Annotated in this window: 22 protein-coding genes and 3 pseudogenes; 14 read left to right on the top strand and 11 right to left on the bottom strand. The window is 37.3% G+C overall.

Annotation, left to right across the window (positions count from 1 at the left end):
- Nucleotides 1–180, top strand: a pseudogene (locus G593_RS20615) (IS256 family transposase); the annotation flags it as partial.
- A gap of 341 nt (nt 181–521) precedes the next feature.
- Here the strand turns inward: G593_RS20615 and G593_RS0115980 are convergent.
- From G593_RS0115980 to G593_RS0115955, 6 genes are all read right to left on the bottom strand, one after another.
- Nucleotides 522–1,421 carry a sensor histidine kinase gene (locus G593_RS0115980; RefSeq protein WP_005342912.1) on the bottom strand — a complete coding sequence of 300 codons (900 nt, stop codon included), beginning with the start codon at nt 1,419–1,421 and terminating at the stop codon, nt 522–524.
- A gap of 9 nt (nt 1,422–1,430) precedes the next feature.
- Nucleotides 1,431–2,168: an ABC transporter permease gene (locus G593_RS0115975; protein ID WP_005342919.1), complete on the bottom strand. Its 738-nt coding sequence runs from the start codon at nt 2,166–2,168 to the stop codon at nt 1,431–1,433.
- A 15-nt stretch (nt 2,169–2,183) separates the two neighbouring features.
- A complete protein-coding gene (locus G593_RS0115970) occupies nt 2,184–2,879 on the bottom strand; it encodes an ABC transporter permease (protein ID WP_005342926.1) in 696 nt (231 codons plus the stop codon).
- Nucleotides 2,857–3,795: an ABC transporter ATP-binding protein gene (locus G593_RS0115965; RefSeq protein WP_029732345.1), complete on the bottom strand. Its 939-nt coding sequence runs from the start codon at nt 3,793–3,795 to the stop codon at nt 2,857–2,859. The genes G593_RS0115970 and G593_RS0115965 overlap by 23 nt, the downstream gene beginning before the upstream one ends.
- A 101-nt stretch (nt 3,796–3,896) precedes the next feature.
- Nucleotides 3,897–4,583 (bottom strand): response regulator transcription factor, encoded by a 687-nt coding sequence (locus G593_RS0115960; RefSeq protein ID WP_005342931.1) that lies wholly within the window; start codon nt 4,581–4,583, stop codon nt 3,897–3,899.
- 169 nt (nt 4,584–4,752) lie between these two features.
- Entirely contained in the window at nt 4,753–5,625 is an 873-nt protein-coding gene (locus G593_RS0115955) for a conjugal transfer protein (RefSeq protein WP_044912466.1), read from the bottom strand.
- 65 nt (nt 5,626–5,690) lie between these two features.
- Between G593_RS0115955 and G593_RS18820 the strand changes: the two are divergent.
- The 6 genes and pseudogenes from G593_RS18820 (at nt 5,691) to tnpA (ending at nt 9,987) form a co-directional block, all read left to right on the top strand.
- Nucleotides 5,691–6,893, top strand: a pseudogene (locus G593_RS18820) (MobA/MobL family protein).
- A gap of 17 nt (nt 6,894–6,910) precedes the next feature.
- On the top strand, nt 6,911–7,288 hold the full coding sequence (locus G593_RS0115945; protein ID WP_005342939.1) for a TnpV protein: 378 nt from the start codon (nt 6,911–6,913) through the stop codon (nt 7,286–7,288).
- A gap of 110 nt (nt 7,289–7,398) precedes the next feature.
- Complete coding sequence (locus G593_RS0115940; protein WP_004614494.1) at nt 7,399–7,794, top strand: DUF6483 family protein; 396 nt, start codon at nt 7,399–7,401, stop codon at nt 7,792–7,794.
- A 54-nt stretch (nt 7,795–7,848) separates the two neighbouring features.
- On the top strand, nt 7,849–8,163 hold the full coding sequence (locus G593_RS0115935; RefSeq protein WP_005341847.1) for a DUF3784 domain-containing protein: 315 nt from the start codon (nt 7,849–7,851) through the stop codon (nt 8,161–8,163).
- Nucleotides 8,164–8,286: 123 nt separating this feature from the next.
- Nucleotides 8,287–9,147, top strand: a pseudogene (locus tag G593_RS21600) (KilA-N domain-containing protein).
- A 450-nt stretch (nt 9,148–9,597) separates the two neighbouring features.
- The gene (tnpA, locus tag G593_RS0115925; protein WP_005341842.1) at nt 9,598–9,987 is read left to right on the top strand and encodes an IS66 family insertion sequence element accessory protein TnpA; all 390 of its coding nucleotides are present in this window, start codon (nt 9,598–9,600) and stop codon (nt 9,985–9,987) included.
- Between the two features lie 310 nt (nt 9,988–10,297).
- On the opposite strand, the gene G593_RS0115920 is transcribed toward tnpA, so the two are convergent.
- On the bottom strand, nt 10,298–10,669 hold the full coding sequence (locus tag G593_RS0115920; RefSeq protein ID WP_029732343.1) for a metal-dependent transcriptional regulator: 372 nt from the start codon (nt 10,667–10,669) through the stop codon (nt 10,298–10,300).
- Nucleotides 10,656–11,534, bottom strand: coding sequence for an ATP-binding cassette domain-containing protein (locus G593_RS0115915; protein ID WP_242827119.1), 879 nt, complete (start codon nt 11,532–11,534; stop codon nt 10,656–10,658). The genes G593_RS0115920 and G593_RS0115915 overlap by 14 nt, the downstream gene beginning before the upstream one ends.
- A gap of 35 nt (nt 11,535–11,569) precedes the next feature.
- Between G593_RS0115915 and G593_RS19780 the strand changes: the two genes are divergently transcribed.
- Nucleotides 11,570–11,743 carry a hypothetical protein gene (locus G593_RS19780; protein WP_242827118.1) on the top strand — a complete coding sequence of 58 codons (174 nt, stop codon included), beginning with the start codon at nt 11,570–11,572 and terminating at the stop codon, nt 11,741–11,743.
- A 26-nt stretch (nt 11,744–11,769) separates the two neighbouring features.
- Here the strand turns inward: G593_RS19780 and G593_RS19130 are convergent, their stop codons facing one another.
- Both G593_RS19130 and G593_RS0115900 read right to left on the bottom strand, forming a co-directional pair.
- Nucleotides 11,770–12,564, bottom strand: a complete 795-nt coding sequence (locus G593_RS19130; protein ID WP_005341816.1) for a tyrosine-type recombinase/integrase — start codon at nt 12,562–12,564, stop codon at nt 11,770–11,772.
- On the bottom strand, nt 12,561–13,838 hold the full coding sequence (locus G593_RS0115900; protein ID WP_005341809.1) for a site-specific integrase: 1,278 nt from the start codon (nt 13,836–13,838) through the stop codon (nt 12,561–12,563). Before G593_RS0115900 ends, G593_RS19130 begins: the two co-directional genes overlap by 4 nt.
- A 574-nt stretch (nt 13,839–14,412) precedes the next feature.
- On the opposite strand from G593_RS0115900, the gene G593_RS0115890 reads away from it, so the two are divergent.
- Nucleotides 14,413–14,694, top strand: a complete 282-nt coding sequence (locus G593_RS0115890) for a hypothetical protein (RefSeq protein WP_005341807.1) — start codon at nt 14,413–14,415, stop codon at nt 14,692–14,694.
- A 602-nt stretch (nt 14,695–15,296) separates the two neighbouring features.
- Here G593_RS0115890 and G593_RS0115885 read toward each other — a convergent pair.
- Nucleotides 15,297–16,151, bottom strand: a complete 855-nt coding sequence (locus tag G593_RS0115885) for an AraC family transcriptional regulator (protein ID WP_029732341.1) — start codon at nt 16,149–16,151, stop codon at nt 15,297–15,299.
- 263 nt (nt 16,152–16,414) lie between these two features.
- Between G593_RS0115885 and G593_RS0115880 the strand changes: the two genes are divergently transcribed.
- The 5 genes from G593_RS0115880 (at nt 16,415) to G593_RS0115860 (ending at nt 23,187) form a co-directional block, all read left to right on the top strand.
- On the top strand, nt 16,415–17,776 hold the full coding sequence (locus G593_RS0115880) for an MFS transporter (protein ID WP_005341798.1): 1,362 nt from the start codon (nt 16,415–16,417) through the stop codon (nt 17,774–17,776).
- A gap of 1 nt (nt 17,777) precedes the next feature.
- Nucleotides 17,778–19,214: an alpha-L-fucosidase gene (locus tag G593_RS0115875; protein ID WP_029732340.1), complete on the top strand. Its 1,437-nt coding sequence runs from the start codon at nt 17,778–17,780 to the stop codon at nt 19,212–19,214.
- A gap of 74 nt (nt 19,215–19,288) precedes the next feature.
- Nucleotides 19,289–21,190, top strand: a complete 1,902-nt coding sequence (locus G593_RS0115870) for a glycoside hydrolase family 2 TIM barrel-domain containing protein (protein WP_029732339.1) — start codon at nt 19,289–19,291, stop codon at nt 21,188–21,190.
- A complete protein-coding gene (locus G593_RS0115865) occupies nt 21,174–22,121 on the top strand; it encodes a beta-galactosidase small subunit (protein WP_005341793.1) in 948 nt (315 codons plus the stop codon). The genes G593_RS0115870 and G593_RS0115865 overlap by 17 nt, the downstream gene beginning before the upstream one ends.
- 265 nt (nt 22,122–22,386) lie before the next feature.
- On the top strand, nt 22,387–23,187 hold the full coding sequence (locus tag G593_RS0115860) for an AraC family transcriptional regulator (RefSeq protein ID WP_005341792.1): 801 nt from the start codon (nt 22,387–22,389) through the stop codon (nt 23,185–23,187).
- Nucleotides 23,188–23,661 lie beyond the last annotated feature (474 nt).

The following is a 23,661-nucleotide window of genomic DNA, read 5'->3' as shown; positions in this document are numbered from 1 at the left end:
CTGAATTCGTGCTATCGTAGATTGAACAAGCAGAGAAGCGTATTCCCAAGCTCACAGGCACTGATGAAGGCACTATACTTAGGAACTTTTGAGATAGCAAAAAAATGGACAATGCCAATCCGGAATTGGGGCAAAGTACGTGGTGAACTGGAAATCATGTACCCGGATCGGCTAATATAACAATAAAAGTTGGACGGCCAAGAGTAAATATACGCCCAGATTTCTCTGGGCGCTCTTGACATACCAATTTAAATTTGCTATTAAATAAACAACGGCTTAACCACAGAAATCTGCCGTTAAGCCGCATCAATTATCATAGAAGATTTAAATTTACAGAAAAAATTTCACACCGTCTCTTGACATACCAATTTAAATTTGCTATTAAATAAACAACGGCTTAACCACAGAAATCTGCTGTTAATCCGCATCAATTATCATAGAAGATTTAAATTTACAGAAAAAATTTCACACCGTCATGTCCACTCTTCAATGAATTATCATACGAATATATCTTCAATACTTTATAATTCAAGAGTAATAATAAGGCTATTGGCATGTACTTTTGCAACAATATTTCCGCCAAGAATGGCAACAAGTGTTTTTACTACCGCAAGTCCCAATCCTGTACTTCCATTATGTCTTGATTTATCGCCTGTATAAAAACGGTCAAAAAGTCGATTGCAATCAATTTCTGAACTGTCACTCATTGGATTTTCAATGGTAAATATAATATTATTATTTTCTTTCTCCATAAGTGTTATTTTTATCGTTCCAACAGAATACTTAATTGCATTTGTCAACAGATTTTGTAAAATTCGTTCTACCATATTTTTATCAGAATATACGTATATTGAATAATCTGGGAGATTTATTTCGGGTAAAATATTCTCCTTTTCTAATGCAACGGCATTTTCCGTAATTAAATTTATTAACATATTAGATATATTAAACTTTTCTTTTTCTGGAACTGTCTGCTGTTCCTCCAAAATAGAAAGGTCATAGAATGTTTCTACCAATTCTTTCATTTTTTCGGCTTTGCTAAAAATCACTTTTACACGCTGTGCTTGAATGGATTCCAAATTTTCTTTTTGCAATAATTGTAAATGACCAAGAATGACTGTAAGAGGTGTACGCAAATCATGTGATATATTAGCAACAGATTCTTTTAAATACGCTTCATTGCGTAATACGCCTGCAACAGCCTGTCGTTGTCTGATATTATATTGATTCAATATACCAGCCAGTCTTTCTAAATCTTTATCAATCAACGAAATGTCTAACATCTGCTGTGAATTTCCAGAATTCAATTCATTAACTTGATCCGCAAGATTACGGATTTGTTTTTTTAATTGAATATATCGAAATAGCAGTATTACTAAAAATATTGTTATGATAATTAAAATCCATTCTATGTTAGACATTTTCTCCACCTATTTAAAATCACATGTACAAAATTTTATCCACGAAAGCAATACCAATATACCAGACCATATACATCCTACTAAAATAGCTATCGGTTGAAAAAAGGTTTTCATGCTGACAACGATTCTGATTTGATAAGTAGGTAAAAAACCGACTGGTAATCTCAACATCATTCCATAGCCAAGATATAAGCTAAGACCAAAAATAATAATTGCTGTAACCGAGGTTGCTTTTACAGCATCCTGTAAATAGCAACAAATAAGTATTGCAATTAGAAATATCGCACTATTAAGCAGACAAGAATAAATGATTGCTTTTATAATATTGTAAAAAAACATTCCCACGTCTGCAACACCAAAGCGTCCAAATTCCCTTATGCACCCTGAAACTGGATAGACAAGAGCCATAAGATTAAAAGCAATTAAATACGATATTATTTTACTTGTAAAAATTTGTTTTCTGGAATGTCCAGCACTGACCTCTAAGTTTATTGTTCTCTTAGAAAATTCCTGTCCTAAAATCAAAGCAAGTATAGCCGACATGATGATAAGAAGAAACGTAGAATCATACACCATTCCATTAAAAATATCAGCAAGAGAAGAAGCAATTTCTTCTGTCGGTCCCATGACCTCTGTAACATAAGTATCTGCTGTAAAAAATCCTAAAATAAATATTCCAATCATACCACACCAGTAAATAGAATTATGTAACAACTGATATTTTTCCAGTTTTAATAATTTATCCATAAAAAACACCTCCGGTTATTTCAAGTCTGTATGTAAAAAAGCACTACCTGCAATGAAATATAAAATAAAATTCCATAAAAAATCTACAAACAAGCAAAAGTTTGTCGAATAGACCTTTTGCAATGAAATTAACCTAAGTTGTCCCATTGGTACTATTCTGCTGATTATTTGTGCAGATTCACTGTTCAGCAAAAAAATCATAACAAAAAATAAAACCATTGAAACTGTCAGTGTTTTCCCCATATCACGAAAAATAAAAGCAAAAAACATCGGTAATGCACACAGTGTTATCATGGCAAACAGAGTTAGTAAAACCATAGTATATGTGCTATCATTCCAAAAAAGTTTTTCTCCAATATAAAATTGACTAATAATTCCATGTACAAATAATGGAAATACCAGAATGATAATACAACCTATTTGAGATACAATTAACTTTACTCTAAATATAGAACTTCTTTTATGTCCGGCAGTAATATAAGTATTTAAAGTTCTTCCACTAAAATCACTTCCAATGAACAATGCTATAAACACTATACTCAAAAAATAGAGTAACGGAATATTGTATAATGATGCCATAATTAAGTTTGAAGAGCGTTCTTTACTATCTAACAGCAATATGCTACTTAAAAGGAGATTGAATATTCCAATTCCCCAAAAATACCAACTGTGAAACAACTTATATAACTCAGTTTTTAGGAGATTTGACATCTTTTGTTCCTCCTATTTTGCTCAAAAAATAGTCCTCCAAAGTATCGCCAGATACAGAAAGTCCTGTTACAAGAATGTGCGATTCTGCCAAAGCAGACGCAACTGTCTCTAAATCATTCAAATAATCATACAAACGAATTATGCCATCTGGCATTAGTTTAAAGTTATCTGTATGAAGATTCTCTTCCAAAACCAGAACCGTTTTCTGAACATCTGTTGTTTTAATTGCTATATGTCGTTTACACCGTTCATTTAATTCATAATCAGAAATCTCTTCTATAATTTTTCCATGGTCAATCAGAATAAATTCTGATGCTGTTTGATACAATTCTTCTAAGATATGGCTTGAAACCAAAATGGTCATACCATATTCTTTATTCAAAATTTTTAATAAATTTCTGATTTCTACAATTCCAGCAGGGTCAAGACCATTGATGGGCTCGTCTAAAATCAATAGTTCTGGTGTATTTAAAAGTGCAATCGCTATCCCCAATCGTTGACGCATACCTAATGAAAAATTGCGGACACTCTTTTTACCTGTATCTTGCAATCCAACCATATCTAATGTCCTTTTAATAACTGATTTATCTGGTATGCCTCGTTGAATACGCTGTACTTCCATATTTTGATAGGCAGTCATTGACGGGAATAGAGCAGGCGTTTCAATCATACTTCCAATTCGTTTACGCTGTTTCTGCAATTCTTCTGTTCCAGAATTTCCCCATAAAGAAAGTGTACCACTTGTTGGAAACGCAAGCCCTGTGACTAATCTTAAAAAAGTAGTCTTACCTGCTCCGTTTTGACCAATAAATCCATAATTTTTTCCTTTTTTTATTTGTAAATTTATGTGGTCTAATGCTAATGTTTGTTTATATTCTTTGGTTAAAGACTTTGCTTCTAAAATAATTGAACTCATATCCCAAACCTCCTTTACTTAAACCAGTATAACGGGCAATTTTAAAGAATTTCTTAAATCGTAATGAGAAAAGTTAAAAAAATAATAAAGCTAAGGAACGTTTAATCCTTAGCTTTATGTAGGCGGTAGCCAATGCCCCAAACAGTATCAATAAATTCTGTATCAGAGCATATCGCTTTTAATTTATTGCGTAAATTACTGATATGAACATTAAGTGTATTATCTTCAGCAATATATTCTGTATCCCAAACACTTTGAAAAAGATTCGATTTTGAAAATACTTTATCTGGATATTTCATCAACAATTCTAAAATGCCAAATTCTTTAGCGGTTAAGGATAATTCTATTCCATTCAAAAATGCTGTATTTTTCTCTAGGTCTAAAGTCAGATTGTTATATTGCAAACATTCTGTCTGGCTATTTTGAAATTGTACTCTTCGCAGATTACTTTCAATTCTGGCAAGCACTTCTTCCATATCAAAAGGTTTTGTGATATAATCGTCTGCTCCCAGACGAAGCAAGTCGATTTTATTTTGTGTAGTTTCTTTCGCTGAAATAATAATAACAGGTATCGTAAATTTCTTGCGTACATCAGATAAAATAATATCACCACTCCGATAAGGAAGCATAATATCAAGTATAATCAAATCAATTTTTTCTTTATTCAAAAAATCCAGAACATGAAGTCCATCATATTGGCAATGCACAGCATATCCTTTTTCTTTTAGAAAATCAGCCAATAACGCATTTATTTCTAAATCATCTTCAATAATCAATATTTTATTCATTAGCCTACCTCATTCCTGCAATGCTACTTTCCCATTATACATTTAAGGTTGTATTTCCTCAATACCATTGCAACCAATTATATGAGAGGGATTCTTATTTTGTCAATCTAATTGTAAGCAGAATAGTATGGATTGGATAAACAATTACCATACTATTCTGCTGTAACATTTATTCTACAATCTTCCAGTTATCGTCCTTATGAAGCACAAGCTCATACTGTGAGATTTGCGTCATTTTCGACTTGTTATTCAGATACTTTACAGACACACTGACCTTGAGGTTATCGCCGTCTTCGGTAAAGACAGGGTTTACCAGTTCTGAAAATACATAGTCGCCGGATACAGGAGCAAGCACACCGTCTTTGACATAATAGGCAAGTTCTTTTTCCGTAGCTGTCGGATAGAACTTAAAGAATGTTTCCAAGAAAGCGGTAACGTCCTTGACAGTATCGGAGCTGACACTGACATCTGTTTCCTGTGCTTTCGGTTCATACTTTGATTTCTGCACTGCCGGAGCAAGGGTAGGATTCTGGGTAATGACCATTGCACCGTTCTTATCCACATGAACGGTCACGGTATAGTTTTCTGTGACTGCCTGTGTCTGTTCTCCCTCTTTTACCTGCTGATCTACTTCGTAGGCAACGGTAAAATCGTCCGTTCCAGACTGTTCTACATTCCAGACCAGCACATTTGTAACGGTCGCACTGGTTGGTATGTCCGTTCTGATGGTATCGGCGTTCAAGTCCTGTAATTCTTTGGTAAGGTATTTACTGATTTCTGTTGTCCTTGCTTCAATGGCTTCCTTGCTGGTATCCCATGAGTAGTAGGCTTTCGCAAAGTTCTTGACGAAATTCTCAATACCGTTGGTATCGTTCAATCTTAGTTGAATGATTTCTTTTTCATGTACCGTGTGGGTGTCAATGGCAGTAAAGTTCTTATACACACTAAAGCTGGTGCTTGCCAGAAGCACCGCCCACAACAGCAGAGGTTTGTACTCAGGGTATTTCGCCCTGCCGGGAGCTATTTGTGCCGGAAACGGCAGTTAGTTCGTAAACAGGTGCCTATGCACCTACTCACAGTAAAAATAGGCGAGAGCCGGAAAGGAGAATGCTTATAGGCAGACATTCATTTATCAGACAAAACAAGCTATCCGATGTTGCAGGAAGAATTGATTATATTTCCAATCCGAAAAGACAGGAACATCTCTATGCGACCTACCAGACGGAAGGAGCAACACCGGAGTTCTGAAAAAATCTTGCAAGAGAAAATCAGATGGATTTTAAGACAAGCGGAACAACAGGAAAATGCATTGAAGGACGGGAATTTATCATTGCACTTCCAGAAAGTTTTGTTGAGTACAAGGCGGATGATGTGGTAAGGCTTTTCACGGACAGCTTTCATAAAAGGTACGATGTGGAATGCAGTGCGGCACTTCACCATAATAAAAGAATGACCAATTACCATATCCATCTTGTATTCAGCGAACGGAAAATGCTGGAACATCCCGAAGTGAAAATTGCTACCAGAAATATGTTTTATGATGAACAGGGCAAGCACAGACGCACGAAGAAAGAGATTTTAGATGAGCAGGGGAATCTTCGGGCAGGGTGCAGCATTATTCCAAAAGGGGAAGTTTATGAGAGCCACATTTTTACAAAGAAAGATGAATGGTTTAAGAGTGATGTTTTTACCAGAGAAGTCAAGGAAATGTTTACGGAAATCATCAACAGCCATGTGAAAGAGGAATCCGAAAAGTTGTCTGTATTTCAGCAGGGCGGCGTGTATCTGGCAACGAAGAAAATCGGGAAGAACAATTCGAAAGAAGCAGAAATACGGGCAGATAATGCGGTACGGCAGGAATGGAATGATATGCGAAAGCTGATGGAGAAACTTCAGAAGCAGTCACAGGCGATGAAGTCTACACAGCAGGAGATTTCTTCATTGAAGAAACAGCTTTCCGAGACAACAGGATTTTTCAAAGGAAAAGTGCGGAAATCCTTAGAGGGCAGAATTGAACAGGCAGAGAAACAGGAAAAACGTATCCACACGGATATGGAACAGACTGTAAAACAGGCAGGATATCCAGACGTGCAGTCTTTCGCAAAGACGTATCAGAAATCGGAAAAGCTGGTCAGGGAATATGATGAGGAACTGCGGGCATGGGAAAATCAGACTGAACCGATAAAAGAGCAACCATCAGAACTGCCGAAAAAGACAAGCATACGGGGAAAATTACACCGCTATCAACAGGAAAGCAGACAGCAGTCAAAACAGTCAACAAAGAAGAAATCTATGGACAGAGAACGATGAGAAAGGTGGAATAGATTATGAAGAAAACAATTTTTGAAGAAATGGGCGGCACTTATGTAAGATGTGGGGATTACTTTATCCCCAATCTTACCTTGCCGGAGGAAGAAGAATCGAGAGTTGTTGGAGTATGGGGACAAAGACATTTGCGGTATTTGAAGGAATACCGCAGGAGTGCATATTTGGATCTGCTGATGAGTGGCAGATTGAATAGTTATCTGGCAGATATAGAGGAACAGGCACAGGAACGATTTGAAAGAATTGTGGAGCAGATGAAACAGGTTCAAGGAATTACCGAACAGTTAAAGGCAGATAACGCATTGGAATGGGTAGGCAGGATGAATAATATTCAGGCGTGTGCGAGAGAGATTGTGGACAAAGAGATAATTTACCAGTAAAAACATAATGGAGGGCAAGTCAGGAAATGGCTTGCTCTCTACTTTACAATAATACTGTTTGATGTATAATTAAGAACAACAGGATAAGTTGAAAGTTATGGAGGTGAAGAATGTATTTCACAGACGAAAAAGACTATATTATGCGAATGATAAAAGAAATGGTAAGAGTATTATTTTCTTTAATGTTTGGGAAAAAGTATGTTTCTGTTGAACTTGAAAAAGAAAATAAATATGAAGTATCAGGGAAAAATTTGAAAGATTTTCTTGACATGATTGATTCTGGGGAAATTAACGAAGCAGAGAATATACTTTTAGATAGCATTGATTATACAGACAGAAATGAGGTAATGGCAGCAGCTCTTTTCTACCAATACCTTAGTGAGAAGGATAGTGAGTTTTTGAAAAATAATAATTATACAAAAGAAGAAGTGATGTCTGGTTTTAAGCAATTACTTATGCAGTCAGGATATACTGATTTGCTATGTTTGGTCAAAGCTGAAGAGTAATGTAGAAAATTCAAAGAGATAAGAGTGATTGGCTGAAAGGAGAAATTGTATTATATGTTCTATATTGTTTTTGACTTTATGATGGCAGTGATTATGTTTTTGTTTGGAATGTGGTTTTATAAATCAGAAGGAAAAGCTGCTAAATTCTTGTCGGGTTATAATATGAAATCAGCGGATGAACGAAAGAAATACGATGAGAATGCCATGTGTAAGGCATATGGAAAAAGAATGATGTTTATGTCAGTTCCTTTTATTATTGGAATAATCATAGATATCCAATATCAAGGAATAGGCTGTTGGATCGCATGGGGGATATGGCTTATTATGTTTGTTTTGTTGCTTATTGATAGGCATAAAAGAGAACGTTAAATTCCAGTTGCGAAAATTGATGTGATGGTTACATATGGCGAGAAATTGAAAAGAAAAATTAGAAATTTATTTTGAAAAAGGGTATCCGTAATGTAGAAGGGGAGAAAACCAAGATTGAAAAACATGAAAATAGATGCTAATGGAACAGAAATCAGAGTGATGGGCGATGTTGTTAATGAAGATGCTTACATTTCACTCACTGATATTGCAAAATATAAAAATCCAGACAATGCTTTTATCGTGGTAGCAAACTGGATGCGCAATCATTCTACGATTTCATTTTTGGGCTTGTGGGAACAAATTCACAATCCCAATTTTAAACCTATCGAATTCGATAGGTTTAAAGCAGAATCTGGAGATAATGCTTTTACATTGACACCACAGCAGTGGATAAAAGCAACGGATGCAATCGGTATCGTATCAAAATCGGGACGATATGGCGGTACTTATGCTCATACAGATATAGCGTTTGAGTTTGCTTCATAGATTTCTCCGGAATTTAAGCTTTATATCATCAAAGATTATCAGAGACTAAAGAAAGATGAAGCAGATCGGTTAGCGATTGGGTGGGATGTAAAGAGAGAACTTTCAAAAATAAATTATCGTATCCACACAGATGCAGTAAAAGAATTTTTGATAACGCCCACATTATCTCTGCAGGAAATGGCATATACATATGCGTCAGAAGCAGATATTCTAAATATGGCTTTGTTTGGGAAAACAGCAGCACAATGGAGAAGTGAAAAAGGAATAAAAGGGAAAACTCCTAATATCCGAGATTTTGCTTCAGCGGAAGAATTGGTTGTGCTTATCAATCTGGAAGATACAAACGCAGATTTGATAAGACAGGAAGTGCCTAAAATTGAAAGGTTAAAAATATTAAGAGAAAAAGCATATAGGCAATTAGAGCTTTTGAGAAAGAACCAAGATACGATTGCGGCATTAAAGAAAAATTTTATTGAAGATACAGAAACAAATGGTTGATTTCCTAAGCAAAACCGCTTATAATCTGAATCGGAATATATTGCTATTATCCACAGCTACGGAACGGGTGTTATCAATACCGATAACAAATTGACAACATTAGCCTGTATAGGCAGGATAATATGGATAAATCAAATAATTGAAAGAAAAGCGAACATGGCAATAAATAATCTCTAAACAAAATTGATTAGTAATTGTCGAGTTTGAATAGTTGAAGCTGAGCTGTAAAGCCTTTGTTTACAAGGGTTTTACAGCTTTTCCTTTATAGGATTGCATTTTCATTGCATTATTTTTCTTCAACTGTTCTGTGATAGATTGCTGGTAAACGGTAAAACCCGAGTACCTTTTTTATACGTTCAGCTTATGTCATAATTACACTCAACAAAAACTACAGAATCAAAAAAGTTAAGTATTCAACTTTTTTGACCGACTATGCAAGGAGTGGTGATTATGGCTACACAAACGAGTCTAATTGCACAGCAGACTAGAATCCAGGAATGGGCAGAACAGGTCCGTGACTGTCAGAGCAGACCAAAGGGAATGGATGTTGAAACATGGTGTGCCCAGAATAATCTTACAAAAGCGAACTACTATTATCGGCTTCGACGAGTTCGGGAAGTATATCTGGAACAGTTCCAGGAAACCTCACCTGAGTTTATCGAAATATCGAATCCAAAGCCTCAAATACCAGAAGAAGAAAAACTTTCATCTTCAGATAGTACAGGTGCAATTCCAGTGATCAAACTGACGAATCCTCAGGGATTTTCAGCAGAAATTTTTTCAAATGTTTCGGCTGAATTATTACAGCTTTTCATAAAGGTATTTAGCCATGCTGAATGATGGAACCGGATTTAAAAAGATTTATTTAGCGATGGAATTTACCGTTTACGGCCGAGCTTTTTTTGACGGTAGTGCAAAGTTCGTCTGAATTTGTCGGCAGTCAGTGTGCTTCATGGCGGCTCCCTCTTAAAGCCGCCGTGTCAGCGTATAGGCGTCACTCCTTTGTCGAGGGCATAAAGAAACGGCGGCTTTGATTTCTCAAAACCGCCGCAATACTCTGATAATTCATTATGAGCGCACGAAGCTACCTGCCCTGCAACGGTTTTTTCCTTTCCCGTCTGGCGGGGCAGGATAGCTTGCCTTATTCAGTTTATTCTTGCTCTTGTGCGGCTGCCTCTTTCAGCCGTGAAAAGCTCTCGTCGCTGATGATGTGTTCAATCCGGCAGGCGTCGGCCTCCGCAGTTTCAGGGTCGACGCCCGCTGCGATAAGCTGCTCAGTAAAGAAGCAATGGCGCTCATAGATTTTTTCGGCAACCTCGCGGCCTACATCGGTCAGATGGAGAAAGTAATCCTCGTCCATCGTGAGAAAGCCCCCGTCCCGTAGGGTTGCCACCGCATGACACACACTGGGCTTGGACACCTCCATGTGCCGGGCCACATCTACGGAGCGCACCATGCCCATCTTCTTATGGAGAACAAGGATGGTTTTCAGGTAGTCCTCCCATGATTTATGTAGCTTCATAGTTTCTATCTACAGGTACAAAAAACTCCGATAGTTTTTGTTTACTAATATAATTCCAGCCATCGCTCCATTTAACTTTCCCATTTTCTATAAAGACGAAATAATTGCAGCATTTTCCGATCAATTCTGGATCATGAGTAATCACAAAAACTGTTTTTCCCATATTACTGAGTTGTTGTAGATTATCTGCAACCTCCAGCATATGATGATAGTCTAATCCGCTGGTAGGTTCGTCAAATAGGAGAATGGACTTAGCTGAGGCGATTGCACTGCCAATAGCCACTCTCTGCTTTTGCCCTCCTGAAAGAGACATAGGATGATATTCCGAGAACGCTTCCAGATTTAGACTATCTAATATGCTTATAGCGTTGTTTCTATCTAATTCTTCATCTTCTCCAGACATGCTTAACAGAATCTCATCTAGAACACTTTCCGTAAAAAGCTGATGGTTTACATCTTGCATAACCATATAGCTGATTTTCAACCGTTCCTTTGTATCATAAGAAACTCCATCCATCTCAACCGTTCCTTTTGCACCTTTCAACAGTCCACACAGGCATTTTCCAAAGGTGGTTTTCCCTGCTCCATTATGCCCAAGAACTGCCACAATACTTCCTTTAGGAATAGATAGCATTGGAATATCTAATAGGGAATGCTTCTTGTCATATGCAAAGGAAAAGTCATAGATATTGATAATACCTTTTTTTGACTTATGGAAGGTATTTTTTTGAAACACTGTCGGATTCCGTGAACGTAACCCCATGTGTATAACTTCCGTATCGTCATACTTCCAAAATGATGCGGCATCTATATCTCTTTCGATCTGTCCATTCTGTAAAATTATAATTCGATCCACAACATCCATTAGGTAATACAGCCTATATCGTACAGATTTCCTTTTTGCTTGGCCATGAACAGCTCCAGACTACGATGATCTATCTTGACATCACAACTGAGGAGAAAGCAAAAGCACTTGCTACTTTAGAAGATGAGAACGATAAAAAAGTATCTGCAAAATGGAAAAACTCTGATGGCTCTCTCGTAAATTTCTGCGGTGTCCGAAAGAAAGGATAAAAATAAAATCCAAACCTTTTCACGTGTTATGTATCGTATTTCCTGCGCCATCTGCAAAAGGTTTGGATTTTATTTAAGTTTGGATATCGCAGATCATAAGGTCTTGGAGTCCCCTTCCATGAAATGCCGCTCTTTGAGATCAGGTTCCTCCATATCTGGTTGTACCACGATGCTTCGTATGGTGTGCCGTCCCATTTTTGAAAGAACCATTGCCTCTTTCCTGCTACGGAATCGTATTTCTGACAGAGCGCGCGCATATCCTCTGACATAATGATGTGCCGATCCTTGTGCCTCTTGGATTGTCGTATATAAACGTCTCCTGTAATCAGGTTTACATCCTCTGTTCGTATCGCAGGTGGTTCCTGTGGGCGAAGACCACAGCAGTAAAGCAACCGGCTATACACAGGAAGCACAATCTCTGGCAGATATCTTTTCCCACAGGTTTTGCCAACATATGAGTCAATCATTTTAAATAACCCGGAGAGTTCATCATCCGTAAACAGGTATGGATTGAAAGCTATACGCTTTACTACATAGTCGTCATCCGGTATATAATCATCATATCCAAGGAATTTCAGGTATTTCGTGTACTCCCGCAGGAGAGAGAGGAAGACGGATTTGCTGTTGACAGTATAAGGATAATAAATGAGCCACTCGTCTACCATTTCCTGGGTAATGCGGGCAGACAGGGGATGGTTCTTTACACAAAAGTTTATAAATGGAGGAACCGAACTCCTATATGTAGCGGTGGCGTATCCAATGGACTGGCGATATTTCATCATCTCCTCAAATGCGTCATTGAGTTTTTTATCAAGGGTCATGCTCCAGCACCTCCCTCCAGGGATCCGGCACTTTCTGTATGTCCAAAATAGAACCCGCTGGTAATAGGCACATCCGAAAAATCCATTGCCACGAATGATATCTGGTGCGTATCGTGTGTAATGTACGGTTTATCCTCAATAATGGATTTGTGTCCCATCATCTGGGACACGGTTTCAATGGGAACTCCTCTTGACACCATAACCGTTTCAAAGGAACGCCGTAAACTATGGAATCCTCTAAATGCGATTTTGGATACGCCTGCTTTTTCGCAATACTTGTCAATCATACTGCCAAATCCCTTTGACAGTCTTCGATACGGAGCCTTTACTGTTACGAAAACCTCAGTAATATCGCATTTAGGACGCCAGTCGAGGATATAATCAGCAAGGGCGTTCAAGGTGGCACCGTTCAGTTCAGATACGATTGGCGTATGAGTTTTTGACTGCACTACTGACACTTTGTGATTGTGCCAGTCTATATCTGATAACTTAATGCCTATGATGTCGATTCCGCGAAGCCCTGTGCAGTATGCAACAAGTATAATCGCAAGATCCCTCTTTCCAATGGTGCTATCTGTATCAGCTGCCTGGGCTATTCCCGAAATTTCTTCTTCAGAATAGGCCGGGATAATACGCCGGTGATTATTTTTCAGCTTCAGAAGAGTATAATCACGGTGCAGGCAATCATTCCCATGAGCCCGAAGGTATTCTGTGGCATACTTTACACACCTTAACGTACGTCCGGTACTGCCGCTGTTCGAAACCAGTACTTCATCAATCAGGAATGACATGACTATAGTGTCATCAATACGTTGCGGCTTTATCCCGAACTGTTCAGCGTACCACAAAAAATGTCTGGTAGGGGCTCGGAGATCCTTTTTTGTTGCATTGCTGATAGGGTAACTGTTGAGAATTATTTCCACGAGGCTGCTTGTCTCGTCGGATACAATGTACTTGAGCGGATGAGATTTAGTGCTCGAAAAATCAACAATGCCGCTTTCCGCAAGTGAAGATAGCATACGCATAACACGCAGTTGGAATCGATGATATTCCTTGCATATCTCACCGGAAGAACACCTGGTGTCAAGATTGTCCTTGTAGGAATCCATCAACTCCGGACTGTAGGAATCAACCTGTGATGACTGCGCAAAGCGTACTATCGAATTACAAACAATCTGATACTGTTCTAAAGACACTTCCAGTATCCCGTAGGCTCTCACCTCCTTCACGAGCTGATCAGTTAATGGTTTTAGTAACGGGTAGGATTTTATCATACACGGTCTCCTTTCTATAGCGATGACTGGTTACATCTCTATAGTAAGAAATGCCGATATATTTATAAAGTCCTGTAAATCCAATATTTCAGAAAGGCAAAAATCGGCATTTCTAAAATATCGGCATATGGGGAATCGAAACTTCTTTCCGTGAGCTGAAATATACGATTGGCCTGACAAATCTTCACTCTAAGTAAGAAAGTAATCCGGTTGTATGCAACAATGCTCTGGGCATTTACACGACCGGAAAAGATACAGAATAAGATGAAGGAAATAAGCTGGAAGAAAAGTGGAAGTAAAGTGGCAGTGAACTGACAGTAAACTGGCATGTGAATGGTATTACAATGAAAATACGTGCATGTTAGAATTGATATGCTGAGAGAAATAGACCTTCGCAGACGTAATGTTTGCGGAGGTTTTTCTTTTCTCAAATTTTAAGGCGTCAGGCTGTGCCCGGAAGGGCATGGCCTTTTTTATACCCAAAAACAGGTTGCAGATTTGAAAAAGCTTCCTTTTTAACAGGTAGATGCCGGAAAGGAAGAGCATATCAAGATGCAGGGAAGAGGCAGGCATTATGCCAGATATCCATGATTTTCGATTTGTCACAAATCAAGTTAAGGAAACAGCAGAGGAACTGGGCATCAGCACACGTCAGGTGAGTAGAGACAAGAACAGTGCTTTGGCAAAAATGTTAAAGAGAATGAAAGCAGCTGAATATGAATCATATGCTGAGGCGGCAGGAGTATTTCTGCAGGAAAGCGATTATATTCCAACACAGATGGAAACACAGAATTCTATTAAGAAGAAAAGGACCGGAGAAGTGAGACTGCCATCGGATAACAAGGCAAACAACTAGATGGATTATTTCTAATAATAAATATCACACATAGGCATACATAATCATAAGCGACAGAAGAGGTGTTAAGTGATGTAAAAGATAAAAGTTTGTGAAAAATTAATCCTATGGATTAACTATCAGGTGAGGATAATTAAAGTTGTGGGTACAACCGCATACTATAAAGGATAAAATCTATGAGTAAAAAAGTCTGCATAGAAATTAAGCAGTTGCTGAATAAAGTTATAAAACTTGTTTCTCATGGAAATACATCTCCTTTCTGTTGATAAGGCAATTATAAAATGTGAAACAAAATAAAAGTTTGTAAAAAGTCAATCCTAGAAATTTAAATATCAGTTGTGGAAATAAAGTTGTGGAAACAACTGCATATTATAAAGGATAATATCTGCGAGTAAAAAAGTCTGCATAAAAGTTAAGTAGTTGTTGAACAAAGTTGTGGAATTTGTTTCTCATAGAAGTTCATCTCCTTTCTGTTGACAAGGTCATTATAAAATGTGAAACGAAATATTACTTGCCAAATAAATATAAAAGGTGGACAAAATTTGCAAACAAGAAGGAAGAGTTGATAAATATGACTGATCAACTCTTCCTTTTTTTGCACTTTATATGTTTTTACGATACTCAGATGGAGATATGCCTATCGTTCGTTGAAAGATTCGACTGAAATATAAAGGATTATCATAACCTATTATCTGTGCAATCTCCTTAATGCTATATTGCTTATTTTGCAGTAGCGTTTCAGCATTATTGATTCTTTTTTGCAAAATAAACTGTTTTGGCGTAATCCCAGTATATAACCTGAAATTGCGTATGAACCAGTTTGTGCTGACGTGGTTCTGTTTAGCATAGGCATCAACATTAATTGCTTCATTGTAGTGTTCACTAAAATAAACAATGGCTTTGTCTATTTCTTTTGCTATCTGGGATGTGTCTGTTATAATCGTTTGCTCAAAATGACGCTGTAATCTAATAAAAATCTGTCTTAAATACATTTCGAGCATTTCGGAATAACCAGATTTACACATCTGTAACTCTTTTATCATAACCGAAAAAAGATTTTTATATTCAGGATCAGAACCACAATAAAAGACACGCTTATCTTTGGTTATGCCATAGGAACGAAGTAGATTTGTGACACTGCTTCCGGTAAAGTGAACCCAATATACTTCTGTGTGATCTTTGGCATAATAGACATATTTTTGAGGCTCTTTGGGGCGATATAAAACCATATGACCAGCATGCACAATTGTATCAGTACTATCCTTATCAAAATAAAAATGAGCTTTCCCGGAAGCAACGTATAATAATTGAAAGTCAACTCTGCCACGGGGTCTCCATGTAGGAAGTTTTGGTTTGGTATATAACTTATAAGTTCCGCACATTGTTACAACAAGTGGATTTGATTTATCCTTTCTGTCTATATGCGAATCATTCAGATATGCATTGTTTGTGTACATTGCTACCTCCGTATATGAAAACAATTAGAAAGTGTCTGAAAATTAAACAAAAATGATAGATTTAGTTTGATTTTAACACAAATTTCATGATAAGTCCATTTCTAATGATGGATAACAACGAAAAACAAAAGTAAAAAGGTTATTTTGTGTATGTTTTGTTCCATTTATGATATTTATTCTGACGTAAAATTTTTATATAATTTTTGTAAAATTATATAAAAGTTGTGGAAACTAAAGAAAGTTGTGGAAAGGAGAAGTTTCACATGGAAGAGAAAAAATACCTTAAATGGTATAACAAGGTAGGTTATGGTTCGGGAGATCTGGCAGGAAATGTTGTGTATGCATTCTTGTCATCATTCGTAATGCTGTATTTGACCAATACAGTAGGTTTAAACCCGGGTATTATCGGAACGTTGATCATGGTATCAAAGTTATTTGACGGAATCAGCGACATGTTCTTTGGAACTATGATTGACAAAACAAAAAGCAAACTGGGAAAAGCAAGACCGTGGATGCTCTATGCGTATATAGGTTGTGCGGTAACACTTGTAGCAAACTTTGCAATACCGGACAGTCTTGGAACAACAGCTCAGTATGCATGGTTCTTTGTTGCATATACACTGTTAAATGCGGTATTCTTTACTGCAAATAATATTGCATATGCATCATTGGTTACATTTTGTACAAAAAACAGCAGAGAACGTGTAGAGATGGGATCATGGCGTTTTATCTTTGCATTTTCAACAAGCTTGCTTATTCAGTCTGTTACAGTTCAGTTTGTAAGAGTAGCAGGCGGTGGAGCAGCTGCCTGGAGAACAGTTGCTGTAGTATATGCTATCATTGGATTGATTGTAAATACAATTTCCGTATTTTCAATCAAGGAGCTTCCAGAAGAAGAATTAAAAGTAGGTAAAGACTACACAGAAGAAAAGTATAGTCTGGTAGAGGCAGCAAAACTTTTATTTTCCAATAAATATTATCTTATGATCTGTGCTACTTATATTTGTCAGCAGATTTATTCAGCTATGTTAAATATGGGAATTTATTACATGATTTACATACTGAAAAATGAAGATTTATATTCTGTATTTTCATGGGCAATCAATATTCCTGTCATCATTGCAATGTGTATCACACCTATGCTGGTAGAAAAGATGAAAGGTTTATATAGAATGAATCTTGCTGGTTATATTCTCGGAACAGCAGGGCGTGTCGGAGTGATTTTTGCCGGTTATATGGGCAGCGTTCCACTTATGCTTGTATTTACAGCAGTTGCAGCACTTGGAATGGCACCATGGCAGGGGGATATGGGAGCTGTAGTTGCAAGTTGTTCAGAATATACATACCTTACAAAACATAAACACATTGACGGAACAATGTATTCTTGTACTTCCTTTGGTACAAAAATCGGAGGAGGAATCGGAGTTGCTCTTTGTGGATGGTTACTTGATGCAAGTGGATTTGTGAAAGAAGCAACAATCCAGCCAGAATCCTGCCTGAACATGTTGCATGTTATGTATTTGTGGATTCCGATGGTATTGTCATTGATCATTACATTTATCATGTCAAGAATGAATGTAGAAGATGCGAACAAAAAGCTTAGAAAACAGTTGGAGGAGTGTTAAAATGGAATACAAGGGTATGAAAGAGGATGAACGCTTAATTTCAGTTACACCAAGCAAAAGACAGATTGCCTATCAGAATATGGAGTATTTTTGCTTCATCCATTTTACAGTAAATACTTTTACAGGAAGTGAGTGGGGATTAGGTGATGAACCGGAATCTATCTTCAATCCTGAAGAGTTAGATGCCCGCCAGTGGGCAAAGACAGCTGCTGAAGGTGGAATGAAGGGATTAATACTGACTTGTAAACATCATGATGGCTTTTGCTTATGGCCAAGCAAGTATACAGAGCATAGTATTAAAAACGCACCTTATAAGAACGGAAAAGGTGATATTGTTCGTGAAACAGCAGAGGCATGTAAAGAATATGGATTGAAATTTGGAGTCTATCTCTCACCATGGGACAGAAATAATGAATCTTATGGAAAAGGCAAAGAATACGATGACTACTATGTGAATCAGCTTACAGAGCTTCTGACAAACTACGGTGACATATTTGTAATCTGGCTTGACGGAGCCTGTGGCGAAGGCAGCAATGGAAAGAAACAGGTTTATGACTGGCAGAGATATTATGAAGTAATGCGTAAACTCCAGCCAAATGCTGTGATCTCAATTTCAGGTCCGGATATCCGCTGGTGTGGAAATGAAGCCGGACAGGTCCGTCCAAGTGAGTGGAGTGTCGTTGCAGCAGATATGACAGATCCGGCGATTACAGCACAGCTCAGCCAGCAGGAAGATAATGAAGAGTTCAGAAATCGTCCGTTAGATGAAACACAGGCAGATCTTGGAAGCCGTGAATGCCTGCGTAATGAAGAAAAATTAGCATATTATCCGGCAGAAACAGATGTTTCTATCCGTCCAGGCTGGTTCTATCATGAGGAAGAAGATGATCAAGTTCGGTCTTTCGAAAACCTGAAAGAGATTTATTTATCTTCAGTTGGTGGAAATACAACACTTCTGTTGAATCTTCCTCCAATGAAAAATGGAAAACTTCATCAGACAGATGTTAATAATGTAAAAATGCTTGGAGATTTTATAAGAAGCACGTTTAAAGACAATCTGGCAGATATCGCAGAAATTACAACAACTCCGGAACAGGATGCGGAAGGTAAAAATGCAGATCTTTTAAGAGTAGATGATTATGAGAATGTGTTCAGAAATAAAGCCGGTGACAGAGAATTGACAATTTATCTGCAATGGACAGAGAAAAAGAAATTATCTTATCTGGTATTAAAAGAGGCAATTCCTTTCAGTCAGCGAGTGGAGAAGTTTTCTGTATGGTATGCGGCAGAAGATGGAAGAAAAGAGAAAATGGTGGATGCTACCACAATTGGTTATAAGAAGATCATCGATTTGCAGGGCGTAGAAACAGATGCAATCGAAATTCGTATTGAAGATTCAAGAGTTGCTCCTGTAATCTCATTTGTAGGTGTATACTAAAATAGAACAAGAAATTTTTAACGAACGAATCCCAAAAATCTTTTTTGGGATTTGTTTGGAAAGGAAGGAAAAATATGAATGCTGATATGCAATGGTTGGATAATCCGGAAGTATTTAAGGTGAATCAATTAGCTCCGCATAGTGATCATTCCTACTATTCGGATTATTCGGACATGAAAAAAGAGAAAAACCCATTATTTCAGTCATTAAACGGCCAGTGGGAGTTTTTTTATAGTAAAAATGTAAAGAGCAGACCAGTTAATTTTTATGAGGAAACATTTGATGCATCAGGATTCGATAAAATTATGGTTCCGGGACATATTGAACTGGCTGGATATGATAAGATCCGCTACATTAACACCATGTATCCGTGGGAAGGAAAAGAGTACCACAGAGGAGCTTACAGCATGGAGGCGACTGGAGCAGAAAAAGGAATGTTTTCAGAAGCAGAGTACAATCCGGTAGGTTCCTACATCAAATACTTTGACCTGGATAAGAGCATGTGTGGGAAAAGAATCCATATTTGTTTTGAAGGTGTAGAAGAGGCGATGTATCTGTGGTTGAATGGGCAGTTTGTGGGCTATGCAGAAGATAGTTTTACGCCTTCTGAGTTTGACCTGACACCTTATATAAAAGAAAAGGGAAATGTGCTGGCAGTTCAGGTTCATAAGATGAGCACAGCAGCATTTTTAGAGGACCAGGACTTTTTCCGCTTTTTTGGAATCTTTAGAAATGTTACTTTGAAAGCGGTACCGGATGTACATATGGATGATGTATGGTTTCAACCTGTGTTGAATCAGGATAATGTAAGTGGAAGCGTATCTGTCAGCATGAAAGTATCTGCACCGGATGCTCAGAATATAACCGCTGATTTTATTTTAAAAGACAGGGAAGAAAATCTGGCAGCAGAAAAATCTGTACAGTTAAAGAAAGAAAATGACCACTTAAAGGGTACAATCTGTATTGATTTAGAAACTGTTAGATTGTGGGATAATCATGATCCTTATTTATATCATGCGTATGTAGAACTTAAAGCAGAAGATGGAAGTTTAGTAGAAGTAATTCCTTACGATATTGGTTTCAGAAGAATTGAGATTATTGATAAGATTATTTATTTAAATGGAAAACGCCTGGTTATTACAGGAGTAAACCGTCATGAGTGGAATCCAAAAACAGGAAGATGCATTGGATTAGAAGATATGCGAGCAGATATCGCATGTATGCTCAGAAATAATATTAATTCGGTACGCACCTGTCACTATCCGGATCAGATACCGTGGTATTATATGTGCGACAATGCAGGAATTTATGTGATGGCAGAGACAAATCTGGAAAGTCATGGATCTTTCCAGAAATTAGGGGCAATCGAACCATCCTGCAATGTGCCGGGATCTTTCCCACAGTGGAAAGAGGCTGTACTTGATCGTGCAAGAAACAATTTTGAAACATTTAAAAACCATACATCCGTTTTATTCTGGTCTTTAGGAAATGAATCTTATGCGGGTGATGACATTGAAGCAATGAACGTTTATTTTGCTGAAAAGGAAGATGGAAGATTAGTTCATTATGAAAGTTCTTATTACAATAGGGCATATGAGGATACGATTTCTGATTTGGAAACAAGAATGTATGCAAAGCCGGAGGATGTAGAGGAGTATTTGAATAACAATCCGAAGAAACCATATATTTTATGTGAATTTATGCATGACATGGGTAATTCCATGGGAGGTCTGGGATCTTATATGAAGCTGATTGATAAATATGATATGTATCAGGGTGGATTTATATGGGATTTTATCGATCAGGCAATTCTTGTAAAAGATCCGGTGACAGGAAAAGAAGTTTTACGCTATGGCGGAGATTTTGACGATAAACCTTCAGACTATGAATTCTCAGCAAATGGAATCGTATTTGCTGACAGAAAAGAGAAACCGGCAATGCAGGAAGTGAGGTATTACTATGGCTTATACAGATAAATTAAGAGTGGTCTATGGTGACTATACACTTGGTGTACATGGTGAAGGATTTGATTATATTTTTTCTTATGCACAAGGCGGACTGGAATCTATCGTTAAAAACGGATATGAGTGGCTGTACCGTTGCCCAAAACCTACTTTCTGGAGAGCGCTGACAGACAACGATAGAGGAAGCAAGTTCCATATCAAAAGCGGAAGCTGGCTTTCAGCAGATATGTTTATTGACTGCAAGGAAACACAGGTTATCATGGATGGAGAAGTGCAGAAACCATATGCACCGGACAATAACAGCTTCGGTGGGGATGTTTTTGCTGATGAGATTATTGTAAAATATACTTATGAGACAATATCCAATCCGTCAACAACGGTACTTGTGACATATACGGTTAATGCATCCGGAAAAATATGGGTAGATGTACATTATAATGGAGTAAAAGGACTGCCTGAGCTTCCGGTATTTGGAATGCGTTTTATCATGCCGACACTTGCAGATAAATATATCTATAAAGGATTGCCCGGGGAGACATATCCGGATCGAAAAGCAGGTGCCCAAAAAGGTGTTTATGAAGTGACGGATTTGAGCCTGACACCTTACCTTGTCCCACAGGAATGTGGAATGAGAATGGATACAGAGTGGCTTGAAATCAGCAGACATACAAGTCTTGATAATAGTAGAACAGATCAGTCATCACAGACACTCCGTATTGAGAAGACAGACCGGGAATTTGCTTTTTCATGCCTTCCTTATACAGCATCTGAAATTGAAAATGCTTTGCATCATGAGGAATTACCGCCAGCAAGAAGAACTGTTTTATGTGTATACGGAGCAGTCAGAGGAGTCGGAGGTATCGACAGCTGGGGAAGTGATGTGGAAGACGAATACCATATCAGTGCGGAAGAGGATATAAAATATTCATTTACCATTTGTTAGTTGCAATGAAGATACACAGGATGTATCGATAAATATTGAACTAGGGGAGTAAAAAATATAGAGCAGCTCAAGATTAGTGAATAGTTTTTTATATGATGTTTGTGTTTGCATAATTTGTTCTTACAACAACTATTTTCACATAGAAAGGATAAGGATGCTGTATCATACGATGCAGTGTCTTTTTTCTAAATGGGCAGATAAAAATGGGACAATGTGTCTTAAACAATATGACAAAATAAAAGCTAAGAAAAGGAGTTGGTTCTAAATGTTGTTAGTATATGAAAATAGAGATAAAGGAATATCGGTTGAGTGGAAAAGAGCAGTACACATGCCACCACATTTACATGAAGCCATAGAGATTGTATATGTGACAAATGGTAATATCGCATTTGGAGTTGGGTTAGAGCTATATGATATGAATGAAGGTGACTTCGCAATCGTATTTCCAAATGTAATACATCATTGTCAAGTCTTCGGAGAAAGAAAAAACAAAGTTGTTTTTCTACACATTGATCCGGCAGTACTATCTGGATATCTGAAAGAATTGCAAACATATAGTCCTGAGAATCCAGTGTTAAAGAAAGAAAATGTGCATCCGGATGCGGTTCACGCAATCAATTTTTTGACAAAAAATCCAGAGTGTAATTCGATATTGGCGCAGGCTTATGCGCAAATAATTATTGCATATGTATTTACTGACATGCCGATGATTGATAAAAAGTCATTAGGAAGTGATGATCTGATTTATAATTCCGTGGAGTATATAGCAAAGAATTTTAGAAATGAAATAAGTCTGGAAAAAATGGCACTCGATTTGGGAGTTGGTAAATATGTATTGTCAAGAATGTTTGCCAAAACCTTTCATTGTAATTTCAATAAATATGTGAATGGAGTACGATTAAATTATGCAGTTGCTGCATTGGAAAATACGCAGGATACTATAACTAATATATGTTTTGAGTGTGGTTTTGAAAGCCAAAGAACCTTTAACCGAGTTTTCAAGGAAAGATATAAAATATCACCGAGCGACTATCGGAATACATTTGTTAAGGATATGTTATTGTAACTGAAAAATGTAAATAAAGAAAAAGAGAGATGATTTGACAGCATTAAAAATGCATAAGATAATTGGATAGAAAAGCAGATTAAATGTAAAACGATAGAAAAAGGAGAAAAAACGAATCTGGAAGAGCGTATAAAAAAAAGGAATGATATTTTATGAAACAGGACATAAAAGTATAGAAAACAAGGAAATAGAAGATTTTCTTTCAAAAAATGATTATGTGTATTATGTGGCATTTGAGTTTTGTAAGTAATAGACACATACATACGGAGAAATAATGACAATAATGGTGCTGCCATGGATAATGTGGATCAATCATTATTTTACGATGGATGAATCAATCAAGACCACCCGTTGGACGGGTGGTCCTGATGTGGTCAGCGACGGTGTGAAATTTTTTCTGTAAATTTAAATCTTCTATGATAATTGATGCGGATTAACAGCAGATTTCTGTGGTTAAGCCGTTGTTTATTTAAT

This window comes from Dorea sp. AGR2135 (genome assembly GCF_000420885.1).
GTDB lineage: Bacteria > Bacillota > Clostridia > Lachnospirales > Lachnospiraceae > Dorea > Dorea formicigenerans.
This window is presented reverse-complemented; position numbering and strand designations above follow the sequence as displayed.